Genomic DNA, 15,557 nt, shown 5'->3' with positions numbered 1-15,557 from the left:
TTTTACAGTTTCAATTATTTGATAATTTAATATTTAATTACTTTATCGCTAACAATTTTCTTACCAGATGCATCGCTCAGCATGATGGTGTAGGTACCTTGATTCATTCTTGATAAATCTAACTCCATCGTACCATATCTACCTGCAACAGTAAAGTTTTTACTCATTACTCTTGCACCTTTTGCATCGTACACCGTAATAATTCTTTGTTGCGGTGTGGTTACACTACTGTAATAACTAATTCTTACTAAACCTTGTGTTGGGTTTGGAGAGATAAATAATTGATCTCTTTGATTAGCAATATCTGTAATTGTTACTGAGTTTGATAATCCAAAACAACCACTAACTGCATCAGTAACCCTAACTTGATAAGTGCCAAAATCATTCAACAAACCATTTGCTTTTGTGATTGATGTGGCTGTAATACCAGTTAAAACTTGTCCATTTAAAGTCCATTGGTAAGTATAATTTCCTACAGGACTTACAGTTGTATATAAACCACCTTGTATTGATGGGTTAAATGCAGTTGTTGGCGATGCCGTTAAAACTATAACCGGAGGTAAACCCACTCGAGCTGTAACACTATTTGAAGTAACTGTACCACATGAAGTTGTAGATACTACCACACGATATTTGTAGTTGGCCATTGCAGCGGTTAAGTTAGGTATCACCAAAGTAGCGCTGTTAGCACCTGATATGTTGGTGTATGTAGTACCACCATCAGTACTTAATTGCCATTGATACACAATACCAGTACCAGTTGCAACAACATTGAAAGTTGCAGTGGTTGTACAAGAGGTAATATCTGCCGGTTGTGTGGTTATACTTGGAGCTGATTGTACTGTTAAAATAGCTGCATTTGTTGGTGTATTTGCAGCACATGAACTTGAAATTAAAGCTCTATACCTATTATTGGCCATAGCTGCTGTAACAGATGCAATTGTGTAAGTAGCATTTGTTTCGCCAGCAATATTAGTCCAAGTAGTTCCGCCATCGGTACTTACCTGCCATTGGTAGCTAATTGTACCACCTACAGCAGCTGCGGTAAATGTGGCTGCTGTACCTGTACACCTTGTTATATCAGTTGGTTGTGTGGTTATTGTAGTAGCAGCATTTACGGTTAATGTTACACAAGTTGAAGTTACACTTGTAGGAGCACAAGTTCCACTTACAATTACCCTGTATGCAGTACCACTCATAGCCGTGGTAACATTGTTAACAGTATATGTAGCAGCATTTGCACCTGCAATATTTGTGAAGGTTCCAGCACAACTTGTTGCTGATTGCCATTGGTAAGTAACGTTTGTACCAGTTGCAGCAACTGTAAATGTTGCGTTCGCTCCACTACATGTTACTACCGCTGCTGGTTGAGAGGTAATGGATGTTGCCGCTGTAACGTTAACTACTATTGCAGTTCTTGGACTTTCACATGTAGTTGTTTGGCTAACATAAAAAGTAGTAGAACCAACCGTTGTTGTTGATGGTGTTGGTGCAGTTGCACTACCTGTACCACCTGTTGCAGTGGTGTACCATAATAAGTTACTTCCAGTTGCAGTTAATGCAGTTGCCGTAGCTCCTTGACAATAGGTTACTGGCGAACTAGCAGTTGGAGCAGCAGGCACTGCTACCGTGTTTACTGTTATTGAAGCTCTTGGGCTTTCACAACCTACTGTTTGACTTACATAATATGTTATACTACCAATTGTAGCAGTAGAAGGTACTGGTGCTGTTGCACTTCCTGTACCGCCTGTAGCTGTTGTATACCACAACAAGTTGCTACCTGTTGCGGTTAATGACGGAGCCGTAGCACCTTGACAATACGTTAAAGGTAAACTAACTGTTGGAGCAGCAGGTGGTGCAGTAACATTTACCACAATTGATGCCCTTGGGCCTTCTCCACATGAAGTTGTTTGACTCACATAAAAAGTAGTTGACCCAACAGTGGTTGTTGAAGGTGTTGGTGCAGTTGTACTACCTGTACCACCTGTTGCAGCAGTATACCATAATAAACCAGTACCTGTAGCTGTTAATGGCGTTGCTGTTGCATTTTGACAGTATGTAACTGGACTAGTAACCGTTGGAGCAGGGGTTGTTGCTGTTACATTAACAACAATTGATGCTCTTGGGCTTTCACAACCAGCGACTGTTTGGCTTACATAGAAAGTTGTTGAACCAACAGTTGCAGTAGATGGTGTTGGTGCAGTTGCACTACCTGTACCACCCGTTGCCGTAGTGTACCATAATAAACTTGTACCTGTAGCTGTTAATGGTGTAGCTGTTGCATTTTGACAATAAGCAACTGGCGTTGTAACTGTAGGTGCTGCCGGTGCTGCATTTACTGTAACTACAATTGATGCTCTTGGGCTTTCGCAACCATTTACTGTTTGGCTTACATAGAAAGTGGTAGAACCTGCGGTTGAAGTTGATGGTATTGGTGCAGTTGTACTACCAGTACCACCTGTTGCAGTAGTATACCATAATAAACTATTGCCAGTTGCTGTTAAAGCAACAGCTGTAGCGCCTTGGCAATAAGTGATAGGCGTTGAAACCGTTGGTGCATTTGGCACAGCATTTACTGTTAATATACCAGCATTTGATGTTGTGCTACCAACGGTGTTTGTAGCCACCAAACGATAACGATTATTGTTCATACCTACAGTTACGTTGGTTAATGTAAGTGTTGTTGTAGTTGCTGCTGGGGTAACTGGCGCCCATGTTGTACCGCCATTTGTACTCACTTCCCAAGCGTATGTTACACCTGTACCAGTAGCAGCTGCTGTAAATGTAGCCGTTGTACCAGCACAAGCCGTTACGTTAGATGGTTGCGTAGAAAAAGTTGGAGCAGTAGCACCACCTGTAACTGTTAATGTAGCAACTGAAGTGGTAGTGGTAGCACAACCAATCGAAACAATTGCTCTGTACTTATAGCCATTCATACTACCTGTTACAGCATTAAGCGTTAAAGTAGATGCAATTGAACAATCAATATTTGTCCATGTAGTACCTCCATTGGTACTTACTTGCCATTGATAAATTAAGTTTACATCTGCGCCTGCATTTGCAGTGAAAGTTGCGTTTGCTCCAGCTGCAACGGTTACATCTATAGGTTGTGTTGCAACAGTTGGAGCAGGCGGTAAAGTAGTGGATGCAGTTTGGTCAGTAGCGCTATTAGCACTTCCTTGTGATGCACCAAAACCTAATCCTCTCTTTGCAAAAGCTGTCCAAATTGCACATGCATGTTTACCACAATATAAATTTCTATCTGCTGCTAAAATAGCATTTCTAACATCTACATAACCAGGTGAACATGGTTGTAATTTCATACCTTCTAATACTAACTTTAAAGCAATGCTGTTACCACCATTACCTGTCGCAGTATAATTATATAAGTTCGGATTTATAGAATTTTCTTGTGCTATTATCGCCCAAGTCATCTCCCATAAAGTAACACAAAGTATTTCTCCGATGTTATGTACCTCTGTACCAACAGTACCTGTACCCATATTTGCATAAGTCAATGGATTGGTTGTTAAATTCGTAGAATAAGGATATAAACGAATACCAACTCCTGTGCTTGCACTTTGACCTGTTACGTAATTACCAATAGGACGAGCTCTTGGTCCATCAGTTAGTGGAGTAGTAGCCCAATCTGTGGTAACCATTAAACCAAAATAATCACTCCAACCCTCACCACCTTGTTCAGCATTGTTCAAGCAACTAATGTTAGTTGGACCTCCAGTTAACCTATTTGAAATACCATGTGTGTATTCATGAGCAATTACACCATTATCTAGATCCCCATCTAACACTACACCAGGGTTACCATTTATGGTTACATTTAAATTATTAGCAATTTGAGCAGCTAAAATTGCGCCATTAGCTTGAGAAATCATTACTGCAGGAATGGTAATTGTGTTATCTGGACCACCTCCCATAATAATTGGTGCAGTAGCAACATTATTTACCATAATTACAGCAATAGCACCCGCCGCTTGTGCCGCTGCAACTTTTACTGTAAAATTACAGTTACCTCTATTGATTAATGCTATTTTACCTGCTAACGGTGTTAACGAACCTCCACATGCCTCATGGTTAAAGCCCCCATCATCATCAAACCAAATTACTTGTCCTGTTTTTGGACCAGTAACTGCTAATTGGTTGGTTGTACTAAAGTTACCTTCAACTGCCTGATAATTTCCTGCAATACTTGATGGAGCGTTTACTGTAACTAAAGTAGTAGGTACTGCATCAAACAAGTACATTCTCATTCTTGGTCTTGACCCATCTGCGGGTGTAGAAAAATTAGCATTGTTACCAATTGGACCACCTGCACCGCTTTGTGCCAGTGCAATTACGTCATCATTACCAGCGCCACCTCTACTTAAGTTGTTACGCTGAAAATTACCAGCAGGCTCTGTAAAACCATATTGATAAGAAATGTCATGAACAATATTATTCCAATAAAATAAATTTGTAATTGCGAACTGCTGGAAGGCAGGCGTCCTTGGATCTTGAGTATAGTTTGGAGGGAAATTAAAGTTTAATGGATCATTTATAGTGCTTGAAGATGCAGTTAAACCTGTATTTTGATTTGAATTTGCTTGGTCTTCTGTAGCCCATGCATTATTACCTCTTGTGATGGTATAATCATTAGTCCCGTCACTATGCCAGCCTAATGTTGACGCATTACCCGGAGCATTTGTCCATGGATTACTTCTTACAGCAGCCGTGCCGCCTGGGTGAATAGGACTTTCCGCTGGGTAAGGTATCACTAAATAATTAGCCCCAAACACAACAGAAGGACTACCTGGAGCAAATGAATATTTACTTGAAGCGGTATTACGCAAGTTTTGTTTTGCAAGAGGATTTTTTGCATGTTTCAAATCCCAACCCTCTGAAACTACCTGATTGTATTTATAAAGAATTTTACCATTTGCAGCGTCCACTAATATATGCCATTCATTGTCTGTTCCTTTAGGTGCAACAAAAACATCCCATACTAGGTTTAAAGAAACAATTTTTCCCATTTTTTCAACAGGAAACCATTTTAAATCACCTATTACATTTTCTGTAACAGATAAAGGTTTGCCGTAATTAAATGAAGTAGCAGTTACCATTTGCGGTACCAATGTAGGCACTGCTAACTTTTGATCAGTAAACGCAAAACCAATAGCATCGAGAGGTTTTAAAGCAGGAGTTGCTGATTTTTGCGAAGCAATTTTTTCAGCATCTATAATAAATGCGCCAGCCGCAGATGCTACTTGATCATTTTTAAATGATAAAGTTTTGATTTGGTTGAAAATGGGCAACCCATACAAACTTTGTTGCACATACACTAATCGAATACCATCACTTTCATAAGAACTACTTACGAAGTAGTCAGTTTGTTTCATTTTTTCTAACCCTACAGCTGCACTGTGTTTTGTAATCAAATCAAGCGCAATGGCTTGGTCTGCTTTTTGTGCCATTGATCCCATCATCATCAAAAATGAAAGAAATGCTAGGTAAATTTTCTTCATAAAAAACAATTAATTAATGGTTGATTTTTCAACCTTATTTTGAAAAATATTTTATTCCAACAAATTCGATTTGGTACGAATTCGTAAAAGTTTGAAACTGAAAAATAAGTCATTTTTGAGTTTTATTAAATTTTTTTAAGCAAAATCTTAAAAAATTCTAATTATAGGCTATCATATATAATAAATTTTTTATGGTATTTCATTAAAAATTGCGCTGATAGATGAAATATGTGAGTTTTTTTTGTAAGTGCGCTGCATAACTCCTACCTTTGCGCCCGAAAATTGAGCCTTTTTAAAATGAGGTTTCAGATATAAATTAACCAACGCAACAGATAATTTATGGTAGAAATTAAACCGGATGAAATTTCGGCGATACTTCGTCAGCAATTAAGCAACTTTAATGCTGGTGCCAACTTAGAAGAAGTAGGTACTGTATTGCAAGTAGGTGATGGTATTGCTCGTGTATATGGATTAAACAACGTTCGCTCTGGTGAGCTTGTTGAATTTGATAACGGCGTAAAAGCAATTGCCTTAAACCTTGAAGAAGATAATGTAGGTGTGGTATTGATGGGCGATAGCGGTGCTATACGTGAGGGTGATAAAGTAAAGCGTACAGGCCAAATTGCTTCTATTAAAGTAGGCGAAGGCATGTGCGGTAGGGTTATTAACACATTAGGTACGCCTATTGATGGTAAAGGCCCATTACAAGGTGAGTTATATGAAATGCCATTAGAAAGAAAAGCACCTGGTGTAATTTTCCGTGAGCCTGTTAAAGAACCATTACAAACGGGTATTAAAGCTATTGATGCGATGATTCCGGTTGGTCGTGGTCAACGTGAGTTAATTATTGGTGATAGACAAACTGGTAAAACAGCTATTGCTGTTGATACGATTATCAACCAAAAAGAGTTTTACGCAGCAGGTAAACCTGTTTATTGTATATATGTAGCGATTGGTCAAAAAGCATCAACCATTGCAGGTATCATGAAAACGTTAGAAGATAACGGTGCGATGGCTTATACTACCATTGTTGCTGCTTCAGCATCTGACCCAGCGCCATTACAATTCTATGCACCATTTGCAGGCGCTGCCATTGGTGAGTTTTTCCGTGATACCGGTCGCCCAGCGTTAATTATTTACGATGATTTATCAAAGCAAGCCGTAGCATACCGTGAGGTATCGTTATTGTTGCGTCGTCCGCCGGGCCGTGAAGCTTACCCTGGTGATGTATTCTATTTGCACAGTCGTTTATTAGAAAGAGCCGCTAAGGTTGTTGCTAAGGATGATATTGCCCGTCAAATGAATGATTTGCCTGAAAGTATTAAGCATTTAGTAAAAGGCGGTGGTTCATTAACGGCGTTACCAATTATTGAAACGCAAGCTGGTGACGTATCTGCTTATATTCCTACCAACGTAATTTCGATTACTGATGGTCAAATTTTCTTGGAAGGTAACTTGTTCAACGCAGGTATTCGTCCGGCAATTAACGTAGGTATTTCAGTAAGTCGTGTGGGTGGTAACGCTCAAATTAAATCAATGAAAAAAGTTGCTGGTACTTTAAAGTTAGACCAAGCACTTTACCGTGAATTAGAAGCGTTTTCAAAATTTGGTGGTGATTTAGATGCGGCAACAAAAAATGTAATTGATAAAGGTGCTCGTAACGTTGAAATTTTAAAGCAAGCACAATATTCACCATTTGCTGTTGAAAAGCAAGTAGCTATTATTTATTTAGGTACACAAGGCTTACTTAAAAATGTTGCTGTAAAAAAGGTGAAAGAATTTGAAGAACATTTCTTAACTGAAATGGAGAACAAATTACCTGAAGTTATGGCTGAATTTAAAAAAGGTAACTTACCTGATGATGGCTTAAAGAAAATGGTTGATTTAGCCAACAGTATTATTCCTCAATACAAATAATACAAAACATATAATCATAAATAAAGCCTCCAAATTGGAGGCTTTATTATTTTCATGATGATTGATTGATTAATCATTCGTGTATTAAGGGTGATATTTTTATGCAAGGTAACGTCTTAACGTCCAAGCTAATGTTTCGTGTGCTTCCATCAATCCTGTTAAAAAATCAGCGGTACCAACATCCTTCAATTTGTCATCGCACTCTTCAATGTTTTTACGCAATGTTTGAATGACAGTTTCATGATCTTTCAACAATTCTTTTACCATCTCTTTGCTTGTTGGGTTTTTACCTGGCGTTTCTTTAATTTGAGAGGCTGAAGCAAACTCTGTTGTAGTACCAATGGCCATAGCGCCTAGCTTGCTTACTCTTTCTGCAATTTCATCAATAGATGTTTCCAATTGCTTGTAATGTTCTTCAAAAAGTTTATGATACTCCATAAAACTTTCACCAGATACGTTCCAATGAAATTTTCTTGTTTTGATGTATATCATCATACCATCAGCTAAAACAGCCGTTAGCATGGTGGTTAACTTCTTTAAATGCGCATCTGATATTCCTATGTTGGGTTTCATGTGTTATATGTTTAGTTTATTAAATGAAAAAATGCTGCCAATTTATTTTTAAGTTGATTTCAGAAAAAAAAAATGATATTGTGTGTAATTTATTCCCCGAAAAAAATACGCCATCTTTTTATGGTGGCGTATTTATAAAACTGATTTTATTTTAAGTTGGCAATTTTTTTATCTTTTGGATATTTTACCGTGTAACTAAAACGTACCTTTTTAACTTCACCAGGTTTTAAAGTAAACTGCCAATTAAGTACGCCTAATTCAGTATTAACTGCGGCATTGCCATTGTCAACCAACTCCACTTCAATTTCTTTTACATTACTTAATGGATATTGGTCTTTTAAAATCATATTCACCTCTTTCAACTTATTATTTTTAACAACTAACTCGTAGGTAAAAGTTTGTTTTGTAAATGCATCTTTGGTTTTAGTGGTAGAAGCATCTTTTACCAATGTTCGTTTTATTGCCACTCTTTTATCTTTACCTAAAGAGAGGTTTAAAGTATCAGCAGTTGTGTTAGGGTCAATAAATGACTTACCGATATAGGTATCGTCCATAATAATATTAGCATTACCTGGTATTAAATCAAAGTTTTGCCAATTAGTTAATTCTGCTAATAAATAGGCTTCACCATCTAACTTAGGCACGGCATAATTTTTTAAATTACTTTGTACATTTTCTTCTTTAATATTAATGCTATGTGCTAAGCCATTACTTTCAATATCATACGGTAAATCAATTTCAAAACTTGTATTGAGTAAACCTTGTTGTAGGTTGGTAAAATTATTTAAAGTACTAGGTGTAACTTTTACTTCTGACAATTCGTACGATTTATCAGCATCAGTATTAATTCTTTCTTTTTTTAACATATTATCGTCAAACGCTTGAATGCTATTACTCATAGATACACCTGCAACTTTTCCTTGAACTGCTGCGTATAATTGTGGTACATATATTTGTAAATACCAAGGGTTAAACACGGGTGCCTCTGTGGTAAAATTAGGTGTACCCGTACTTAATGTAAGTTTAGTTTTTACCCAGTTAATGCCTGTATTTTGTATAACGCTTGCTTTATACACTAATTTTATAGCGTTGGTTTTTGAGTTAACTCTTATGTCGTAAATAGGCTGCCAGCCTGCACTTCGGGTATAATACGATAGTGCTATGGGCGCTTGCTCATCAGCCCTACATACAACTTGTAAAACAATACGGCCATAGGTTGCTATTTTATTTTCAGTTACTTCATTTTCATCTTCATCAACGGCTTGGTTAAGCTTACTGAGCCTTTCATTTAATGCAGCAATATCTTCACGAATCAACGTCATTTTTTGTTGATTATCAAAAATTGCTTGTTTGTTTTTTTCGATTTTGGCGTTTAAAAAATCTATTAATTTCAACACCTCTGTAGTAATGGCCGTTTTATTATTACTAGTAGCAATAGTTGATTGTATAAGTTTATCAGTACTGCTCAACACCGTTTGATCAATATCAATTTTACTTTGAAATACTAACAACAATTTATTTTTTTGATTGATAGAATCTACTATTTTTTTAACCATGGGATTTTCAATGGTAGGCTTTGGCGCAGGTGTGAACAAACTAAATTGTTGCGATAATAGTGAAATAGATTCTGGACAGCTTATTTGTAAACTATTCAAATCAATTTGTGTACTCACTTTATCAATAATAATGTACCGTGTATTTTTGGTGATGGCCACTTTGGCATCATGCGTTAACTCTGCTCCGTAACCAAAGTAAACAGTAGCTTCTTTAATGTTTGCAGTAACTTTTGCTGTATCTTTTTGAGCTTTGGTTGATATGCAACAAAAAATAATAAGAATAGATAATATTGATTTCATAAAAAATAATTTCTCACTAGATGCCATAATTGTTGCAATTACATAAAGCACTAAAAAAAAATATTGAAATGCTGAATGTAAATTGATATATAGCTTTACTAAAAAGAAATAACTAATTTTACACCTGTTATGAGTACAAGCAATGGTAGTGATGTAACAAGCACTACACGATATTTTTTAGGAAAAGATGACCGATTAAAAAGTCGTAAAGCCATTGATGTACTTTTTAAACAAGGCAAAAGTTTTTCTCATTTTCCGCTTCGGGTGTTTTTTTATAAGAGTGTCAGTGGCAGTGGATTGAAAGCAGGTTTTTCTGCAAGCACCAGAAATTTTAAGAAAGCAACGGATAGAAACAGGGTGAAACGTTTGTTAAGAGAAACATATAGATTGCAAAAAAATATTATTGAAAAAGAGGTTGATACAACAACTCAATCGATCACCATCTTATTTGTATATATTCATAAAGAAGTACCACAATATGAGGTACTTTACGCAAAAATGAGTACGGCATTGCTCAGAATTGTAAAGCAGTTGCATGAAAACAATCAATAAAATACTAAGCTTCCCTTTTATAGCATTTATAAAAGTATACCAATGGGGTATTTCACCATTATTGGGTACATCAAAATGCCGTTATACGCCAACTTGCTCACAATACGGATTAGAAGCTTTTACAAAATATGGCCCATTTAAAGGTTTTTGGCTCACTTTTAAAAGAGTGCTGAGCTGCAACCCATGGGGTGGACATGGCCATGACCCTGTGCCATAACATCATAAAAAAAGCCACTTAAAAAAGTGGCTTTAGTATTTAAATGTTTTATGCTTTTGCAAAACGCTCAGCTACTTTATCCCAATTAACAACATTCCAAAATGCTTCTAAATAAGCTGGACGTTTGTTTTGATATTTTAAGTAATAAGCATGTTCCCAAACATCGCAACCTAAAATTGGTGTTCCTTTTACTTCTGCAACATCCATTAATGGGTTATCTTGATTGGGTGTTGAGCTAACTTCTAACTTACCATCTTTCACAATTAACCATGCCCAGCCACTACCAAAACGTGTAGTACCAGCTGCATTAAATTTTTCTTTGAAAGTATCGAACGAACCGAAAGCTGCATCAATAGCTGCAGCTAATGCACCTGATGGTTTTGCACCTTCATTTTTTTGTAAGCTTTCCCAAAAGAAAGTATGGTTCCAATGTCCACCGCCGTTATTACGTACTGCCGGGCTAATACTACCTGCCACTTTCACCAATTCATCAATACTTTTATTTTCGTTATCAGTACCAGCAACAGCTTTATTTAAATTATCAACATAAGCTTGATGGTGCTTATCATGATGAATTTTCATAGTTTCGGTATCAATATGCGGTTCCAAAGCTTCGTAAGCGTATGGAAGCGGAGCTAATGTAAATGCCATTGTATTAAATTTTTAAAGTTTAAAATTATTATAGTGCAAAATTAAAGCCTAATTTTCTATTCACCACTAACTTTTATTTTTACGTAAAGGTTAATAAATTATAAACGATTTTTTGCACTATTTCAATGTTACAACATAGTTTTTGAGTAATTAACTACCCACTAGCGTTTGTTCTTAAAAAAAGTTTTCATCAATAAAGCACATTCATCTTGCAAAACACCACCAATTACAATAGTTTTAGGGTGAAAGGGGTTTACATCTCCTGTATATTTTCGGTAGCTATTTTTTTCATCGGGGGCACCAAACACCAGCTTACCAATTTTACTCCAATATAGCGCACCACTGCACATTAAACAAGGCTCAACAGTTACATACAAAGTAGCATCAGGCAAATATTTACTGCCCAATGCATTAAAGGCAGTGGTTAATGAAAGTATTTCAGCATGTGCCGTACTATCGTTTAATAACTCTACTTGATTGTGTGAACGAGCAATAATGGTATTATTCAAAACTAATATTGCCCCAATAGGCACTTCATCTTTTTCAAAAGCTATTTCGGCTTCTCTTATAGCCAACCGCATATATTGTTCATCAGTCATATATGCAAAGTAAGTATTTATGGCTTATTTTTTGGCTGTAAACAATACAGTTTATTTGGATAATAAGCAGGTAGTAAATTGGATTACGTAACTTTAAAAAAATATTTTGATGGAGTCAGTACAAGCATTGCGACAATATTTTGAAACTGGAGCAACACAATCATACACATTTAGATTAGCACAGTTAGAAAAATTAAAAGCAAGTGTTCAGCAACACGAAGTTGACATATTTGAAGCTTTACACAAAGATTTACGTAAGAGTAAAGAAGAATGTTGGATAACGGAAAATGGCTTTTTTTTATCAGAAATTGGTGTGGCTATTAAGCAACTAAAAAGTTGGATGCAACCTAAAAAAGTAACAACCAACCTTTTAAACTTTCCATCTAAAAGCTATATAGTACCAGAGCCTTTAGGGGTTACACTTATTATTAGTCCGTGGAATTATCCTTTTCAATTATTGCTAACACCCCTCATTGGTGCCATTGCTGCAGGCAATTGTGTAGTATTAAAGCCATCAGAACTTGCGCCTGCTACAGCTGCCGTCATAAAAAAAATTATTGAAAGCACGTTTGACAAAAATTATATTTTATACGTGGAAGGTGATGGTGCAACTGTTGTACCTGAGTTGATGAACAATTTTGTATTTGACCATGTTTTTTACACAGGCAGTACAGCAGTTGGTAAAATAATTTACAGCTTAGCGGCCAAAAATTTAGTACCCGTTACATTGGAGTTAGGCGGTAAAAGCCCTTGTGTGGTTACTGCTAATGCTCATATTGATATTGCTGCCAAACGCATTGCAATGCCTAAATTTTCTAATGCCGGACAAATGTGTGTAGCGCCAGACTATATATTGGTACACCGTTCAGTTAAAGATGCTTTGATAGATGCGTTAAAAAAAAATATACAATCATTTTTTGGCGATAACCCTCAACAGAGTGATTATTATGGAAGAATTATAAATGCAAAACAGTTTGATAGACTGTGCCAATATTTACAAGATGGGAAAATATTAATGGGTGGTCAATTTGATCATACTGATTTATACATAGCACCTACCTTAATTGAAATAACTGATTTGAATAAAGGCATTATGCAAGATGAAATTTTTGGACCTATTTTACCTATCATAACTTACGATGATGATGCAGCTGCTTTAAAAATAATTGCACAACACAAAAATCCGTTAGCGATGTATGTATTTACCAACAATACTACTGAGGAACAACAATGGATAAAGGCTGTACCATTTGGTGGTGGTTGTATCAACAATGCCAGTTTACATTTAACCAACCATCGATTACCTTTTGGAGGTAGAGGTGCTAGTGGCTTAGGTAATTATCATGGGCGATTTAGTTTTGATACATTTAGCCATAAAAAAGCAATTATGAAAACACCTAATTGGCTTGATTTAGCTTTGAAATACCCACCCTATACAGGTAAATTATCTTTATTTAAAAAAGCAATTAAATAATATGACAGGCAAACAACAATTTTTAAAAACTGTTTATCCGATTTTTCAAAAGCTCACGAATTTATTTAAAATTCATCGCAACATTTTACAATCAAACACAGCGGCAGTAACTAATTTTTTTGATTTATCAGTTACATTAACAACGGGCAAAACCGTATCGATGGAAACATTCAAAGGCAAAAAAATATTGATTGTTAATACAGCATCTGATTGTGGTTATACTGCACAGTACGATGATTTAGAAAAGTTGTACCAACAACACAAAAACAATTTAATCATCATTGCTTTTCCGGCCAATGACTTTAAAGAACAAGAAAAAAATGATGATGCCGCCATTGCCGAATTTTGCAAAATAAATTATGGCGTTACATTTCCATTAGCTCAAAAATCAGTAGTGATCAATAATACAAATCAACATGCTGTTTTTAAATGGCTCACACAAAAAGATTTAAATGGTTGGAACAGCCAAGTACCTACTTGGAATTTTTGCAAGTACCTTGTAAATGAGCAAGGTAACCTAACACACTTTTTTGAAGCAGCAGTAAATCCGCTTGGGCAAGAAATTACATCTGCTATTGCAACTATATAACAACTATAAAATATGTTTAGCAAAACTGATATTGAAAACTATTTTACTCATTTTAAATATGAGCAATTTATTTTAATAAGTATAGGTATCATCGCATTTGTAGTTGCAGTAATTTTACTTGGTTTTTTTAAAACGATATGGAACAAAGGCTTTGCACTACCCTTAGCGGTTTATGGTTTTATTACTGCCGGTGCTGGTATTAGTAATTACCTAAAAATTCGTCCGTTACAAATACGCAGTACATATAATTACGATTTACACCCTGAGTTACTTAAAACAAAAGAACTAACAAGGCTAATATCATTGCAGCAAAATTATCAGCTACTTATCTATGTGAACAGCGCTATACTAATTGCAGCTATTTTAATTTACCTATACCTTAAAAATAAAGCAGCCAACCAATATTACATGGGTGTAGCTGCTTCTTTATTGCTAGTAAGTTTATTAAGTGTTGTTACCTACATAATTTTAAAACAAACGGCTTTACCTTATATAAATGGTATTGAGCAGTTCACAAAAAATATCATAGTTAAATAATTACAACGCAGCCGGACAACGGGTTTTTGCAACAGAACTGTTTCTAATGTTTAAAAAGTTTGTGTAGGTTAACGTTAACTCAAAACCACCCCTTAATTGGGAAGCTGTTTTAAGTTTTGAAATGTTTACATCATATGTCATTCCAACACCTACATTGTAGTAATTCAATTTTACTACGGGTATCACCGCATCATTCCAACGAAGCATGGCACCTGCGGCTAAGCTAATGGCTTCATCTTCATCTTGCTGCACTAAATCATGTTGGTACATTAAACCACCTTGCATTTGGTTACTACCGCCTTGCGTAAAGTAATCGCCATAAACAATCAACTTATCATAATCACTTGTTGGTATTGATAAACCACCATTTACCATTAATTTTTTATTTAGGATGATGTTATTGGTTTTGTCAAAAGCTACTTTCGGTTTATTAAAATGAAATAACGAGGCACCTACATAATACTTGATACCATCACCCACAGTTGAGCTAAAAAGTACGCCCACACCAGCATCTATGTAAGTAACATTGGTGTTGGTTAAAACTTGTTGTGTGCCATTACTAGCGCTATAAGCACCATTCACAAATTGATCATCAAATTGCAATTTACTTACGTCGAAGCGTTGCTGAACTGGCCCGCCCATAAATCCTAATGACAAATAGGTATCACTTTCCTCAGCCAACGATTTATGAAAAGTAAGTGTAGGTAAAATTTGCGTTTTACCCAATTTAGCATCACCAGCAACGTCATTCGTAAACTGTAAACCTAATGCAATATAGTTATCAGAATTTTCATTTACAGCAAACTTAGTTTCTAACCCAAGTGCCTGCGATGTATAAGGCGTTGTAACACTTTGCCATTGATTACGGTATGCAGCACTTATACGTAAATCACCTTTGTAAATACCTGCCAATGCTGGGTTTCGTAGTAAAGGCATTTCGTAAAACTGCGAAAAATTTAAATCTTGTGCAGCAGTAGAAAAACTACTTAAACAAAAAATAATGGCTAATAAAATGTAGATATTTTTCATGATATAGATTTTAATATGATATTAAATATGATGTGTACTACTTT

The 15,557-nt window shown here is 36.0% G+C and carries 12 protein-coding genes; 6 read left to right on the top strand and 6 right to left on the bottom strand.

Going from position 1 to position 15,557, the window contains the following annotated elements; translation table 11 throughout:
- Nucleotides 1–26: 26 nt before the first annotated feature.
- Nucleotides 27–5,519 carry a M36 family metallopeptidase gene (locus ACFOWM_RS10670; protein ID WP_379709772.1) on the bottom strand — a complete coding sequence of 1,831 codons (5,493 nt, stop codon included), beginning with the start codon at nucleotides 5,517–5,519 and terminating at the stop codon, nucleotides 27–29.
- 339 nt (nucleotides 5,520–5,858) lie between these two features.
- Here ACFOWM_RS10670 and atpA point away from each other — a divergent pair, with 339 nt between their 5' ends.
- The gene (gene atpA, locus ACFOWM_RS10665; protein WP_379709770.1) at nucleotides 5,859–7,436 is read left to right on the top strand and encodes a F0F1 ATP synthase subunit alpha; all 1,578 of its coding nucleotides are present in this window, start codon (nucleotides 5,859–5,861) and stop codon (nucleotides 7,434–7,436) included.
- A gap of 99 nt (nucleotides 7,437–7,535) precedes the next feature.
- On the opposite strand, the gene ACFOWM_RS10660 is transcribed toward atpA, so the two are convergent.
- Nucleotides 7,536–8,009 carry a Dps family protein gene (locus tag ACFOWM_RS10660; protein ID WP_379709767.1) on the bottom strand — a complete coding sequence of 158 codons (474 nt, stop codon included), beginning with the start codon at nucleotides 8,007–8,009 and terminating at the stop codon, nucleotides 7,536–7,538.
- A gap of 146 nt (nucleotides 8,010–8,155) precedes the next feature.
- The gene (locus tag ACFOWM_RS10655) at nucleotides 8,156–9,865 is read right to left on the bottom strand and encodes a mucoidy inhibitor MuiA family protein (protein WP_379709765.1); all 1,710 of its coding nucleotides are present in this window, start codon (nucleotides 9,863–9,865) and stop codon (nucleotides 8,156–8,158) included.
- Nucleotides 9,866–9,994: 129 nt separating this feature from the next.
- Between ACFOWM_RS10655 and rnpA the strand changes: the two genes are divergently transcribed.
- Complete coding sequence (gene rnpA, locus ACFOWM_RS10650) at nucleotides 9,995–10,417, top strand: ribonuclease P protein component (RefSeq protein WP_379709762.1); 423 nt, start codon at nucleotides 9,995–9,997, stop codon at nucleotides 10,415–10,417.
- Nucleotides 10,401–10,634, top strand: a complete 234-nt coding sequence (gene yidD / locus ACFOWM_RS10645; RefSeq protein ID WP_379709759.1) for a membrane protein insertion efficiency factor YidD — start codon at nucleotides 10,401–10,403, stop codon at nucleotides 10,632–10,634. Before rnpA ends, yidD begins: the two co-directional genes overlap by 17 nt.
- Before the next feature lie 48 nt (nucleotides 10,635–10,682).
- On the opposite strand, the gene ACFOWM_RS10640 is transcribed toward yidD, so the two are convergent.
- Together ACFOWM_RS10640 and ACFOWM_RS10635 are read right to left on the bottom strand one after the other, a co-directional pair.
- Nucleotides 10,683–11,285 (bottom strand): superoxide dismutase, encoded by a 603-nt coding sequence (locus tag ACFOWM_RS10640; protein ID WP_379709756.1) that lies wholly within the window; start codon nucleotides 11,283–11,285, stop codon nucleotides 10,683–10,685.
- A gap of 161 nt (nucleotides 11,286–11,446) precedes the next feature.
- Complete coding sequence (locus ACFOWM_RS10635; RefSeq protein WP_379709754.1) at nucleotides 11,447–11,884, bottom strand: nucleoside deaminase; 438 nt, start codon at nucleotides 11,882–11,884, stop codon at nucleotides 11,447–11,449.
- A gap of 109 nt (nucleotides 11,885–11,993) precedes the next feature.
- Here ACFOWM_RS10635 and ACFOWM_RS10630 point away from each other — a divergent pair, with 109 nt between their 5' ends.
- Genes ACFOWM_RS10630 through ACFOWM_RS10620 form a run of 3 tightly spaced genes read left to right on the top strand, consistent with a single transcriptional unit; the run spans nucleotide 11,994 to nucleotide 14,484 of the window.
- Complete coding sequence (locus ACFOWM_RS10630) at nucleotides 11,994–13,358, top strand: aldehyde dehydrogenase (RefSeq protein WP_379709752.1); 1,365 nt, start codon at nucleotides 11,994–11,996, stop codon at nucleotides 13,356–13,358.
- Between the two features lies 1 nt (nucleotide 13,359).
- The gene (locus tag ACFOWM_RS10625) at nucleotides 13,360–13,947 is read left to right on the top strand and encodes a glutathione peroxidase (protein ID WP_379709750.1); all 588 of its coding nucleotides are present in this window, start codon (nucleotides 13,360–13,362) and stop codon (nucleotides 13,945–13,947) included.
- 12 nt (nucleotides 13,948–13,959) lie between these two features.
- The gene (locus tag ACFOWM_RS10620; RefSeq protein ID WP_379709748.1) at nucleotides 13,960–14,484 is read left to right on the top strand and encodes a hypothetical protein; all 525 of its coding nucleotides are present in this window, start codon (nucleotides 13,960–13,962) and stop codon (nucleotides 14,482–14,484) included.
- Here ACFOWM_RS10620 and ACFOWM_RS10615 read toward each other — a convergent pair whose 3' ends face one another.
- Complete coding sequence (locus tag ACFOWM_RS10615) at nucleotides 14,485–15,513, bottom strand: PorP/SprF family type IX secretion system membrane protein (RefSeq protein ID WP_379709746.1); 1,029 nt, start codon at nucleotides 15,511–15,513, stop codon at nucleotides 14,485–14,487.
- Nucleotides 15,514–15,557 lie beyond the last annotated feature (44 nt).

Source organism: Ferruginibacter yonginensis (genome assembly GCF_042651465.1).
In the GTDB taxonomy this organism is placed as follows: domain Bacteria; phylum Bacteroidota; class Bacteroidia; order Chitinophagales; family Chitinophagaceae; genus Ferruginibacter; species Ferruginibacter yonginensis.
The sequence above is the reverse complement of the archived record's forward strand: the minus strand, read 5'-3'. Positions and strand labels throughout refer to the sequence as shown.

Coding starts and splice junctions, on each gene's coding strand:
- ACFOWM_RS10620 (WP_379709748.1), top strand. CDS start 13,960: ATGTTTAGCAAAACTGATATTGAAAACTATTTTACTCATTTTAAATAT.
- ACFOWM_RS10635 (WP_379709754.1), bottom strand. CDS start 11,884: ATGACTGATGAACAATATATGCGGTTGGCTATAAGAGAAGCCGAAATA.
- ACFOWM_RS10670 (WP_379709772.1), bottom strand. CDS start 5,519: ATGAAGAAAATTTACCTAGCATTTCTTTCATTTTTGATGATGATGGGA.
- ACFOWM_RS10655 (WP_379709765.1), bottom strand. CDS start 9,865: ATGAAATCAATATTATCTATTCTTATTATTTTTTGTTGCATATCAACC.
- ACFOWM_RS10615 (WP_379709746.1), bottom strand. CDS start 15,513: ATGAAAAATATCTACATTTTATTAGCCATTATTTTTTGTTTAAGTAGT.
- ACFOWM_RS10640 (WP_379709756.1), bottom strand. CDS start 11,285: ATGGCATTTACATTAGCTCCGCTTCCATACGCTTACGAAGCTTTGGAA.
- ACFOWM_RS10660 (WP_379709767.1), bottom strand. CDS start 8,009: ATGAAACCCAACATAGGAATATCAGATGCGCATTTAAAGAAGTTAACC.
- rnpA (WP_379709762.1), top strand. CDS start 9,995: ATGAGTACAAGCAATGGTAGTGATGTAACAAGCACTACACGATATTTT.
- atpA (WP_379709770.1), top strand. CDS start 5,859: ATGGTAGAAATTAAACCGGATGAAATTTCGGCGATACTTCGTCAGCAA.
- ACFOWM_RS10625 (WP_379709750.1), top strand. CDS start 13,360: ATGACAGGCAAACAACAATTTTTAAAAACTGTTTATCCGATTTTTCAA.
- yidD (WP_379709759.1), top strand. CDS start 10,401: ATGAAAACAATCAATAAAATACTAAGCTTCCCTTTTATAGCATTTATA.
- ACFOWM_RS10630 (WP_379709752.1), top strand. CDS start 11,994: ATGGAGTCAGTACAAGCATTGCGACAATATTTTGAAACTGGAGCAACA.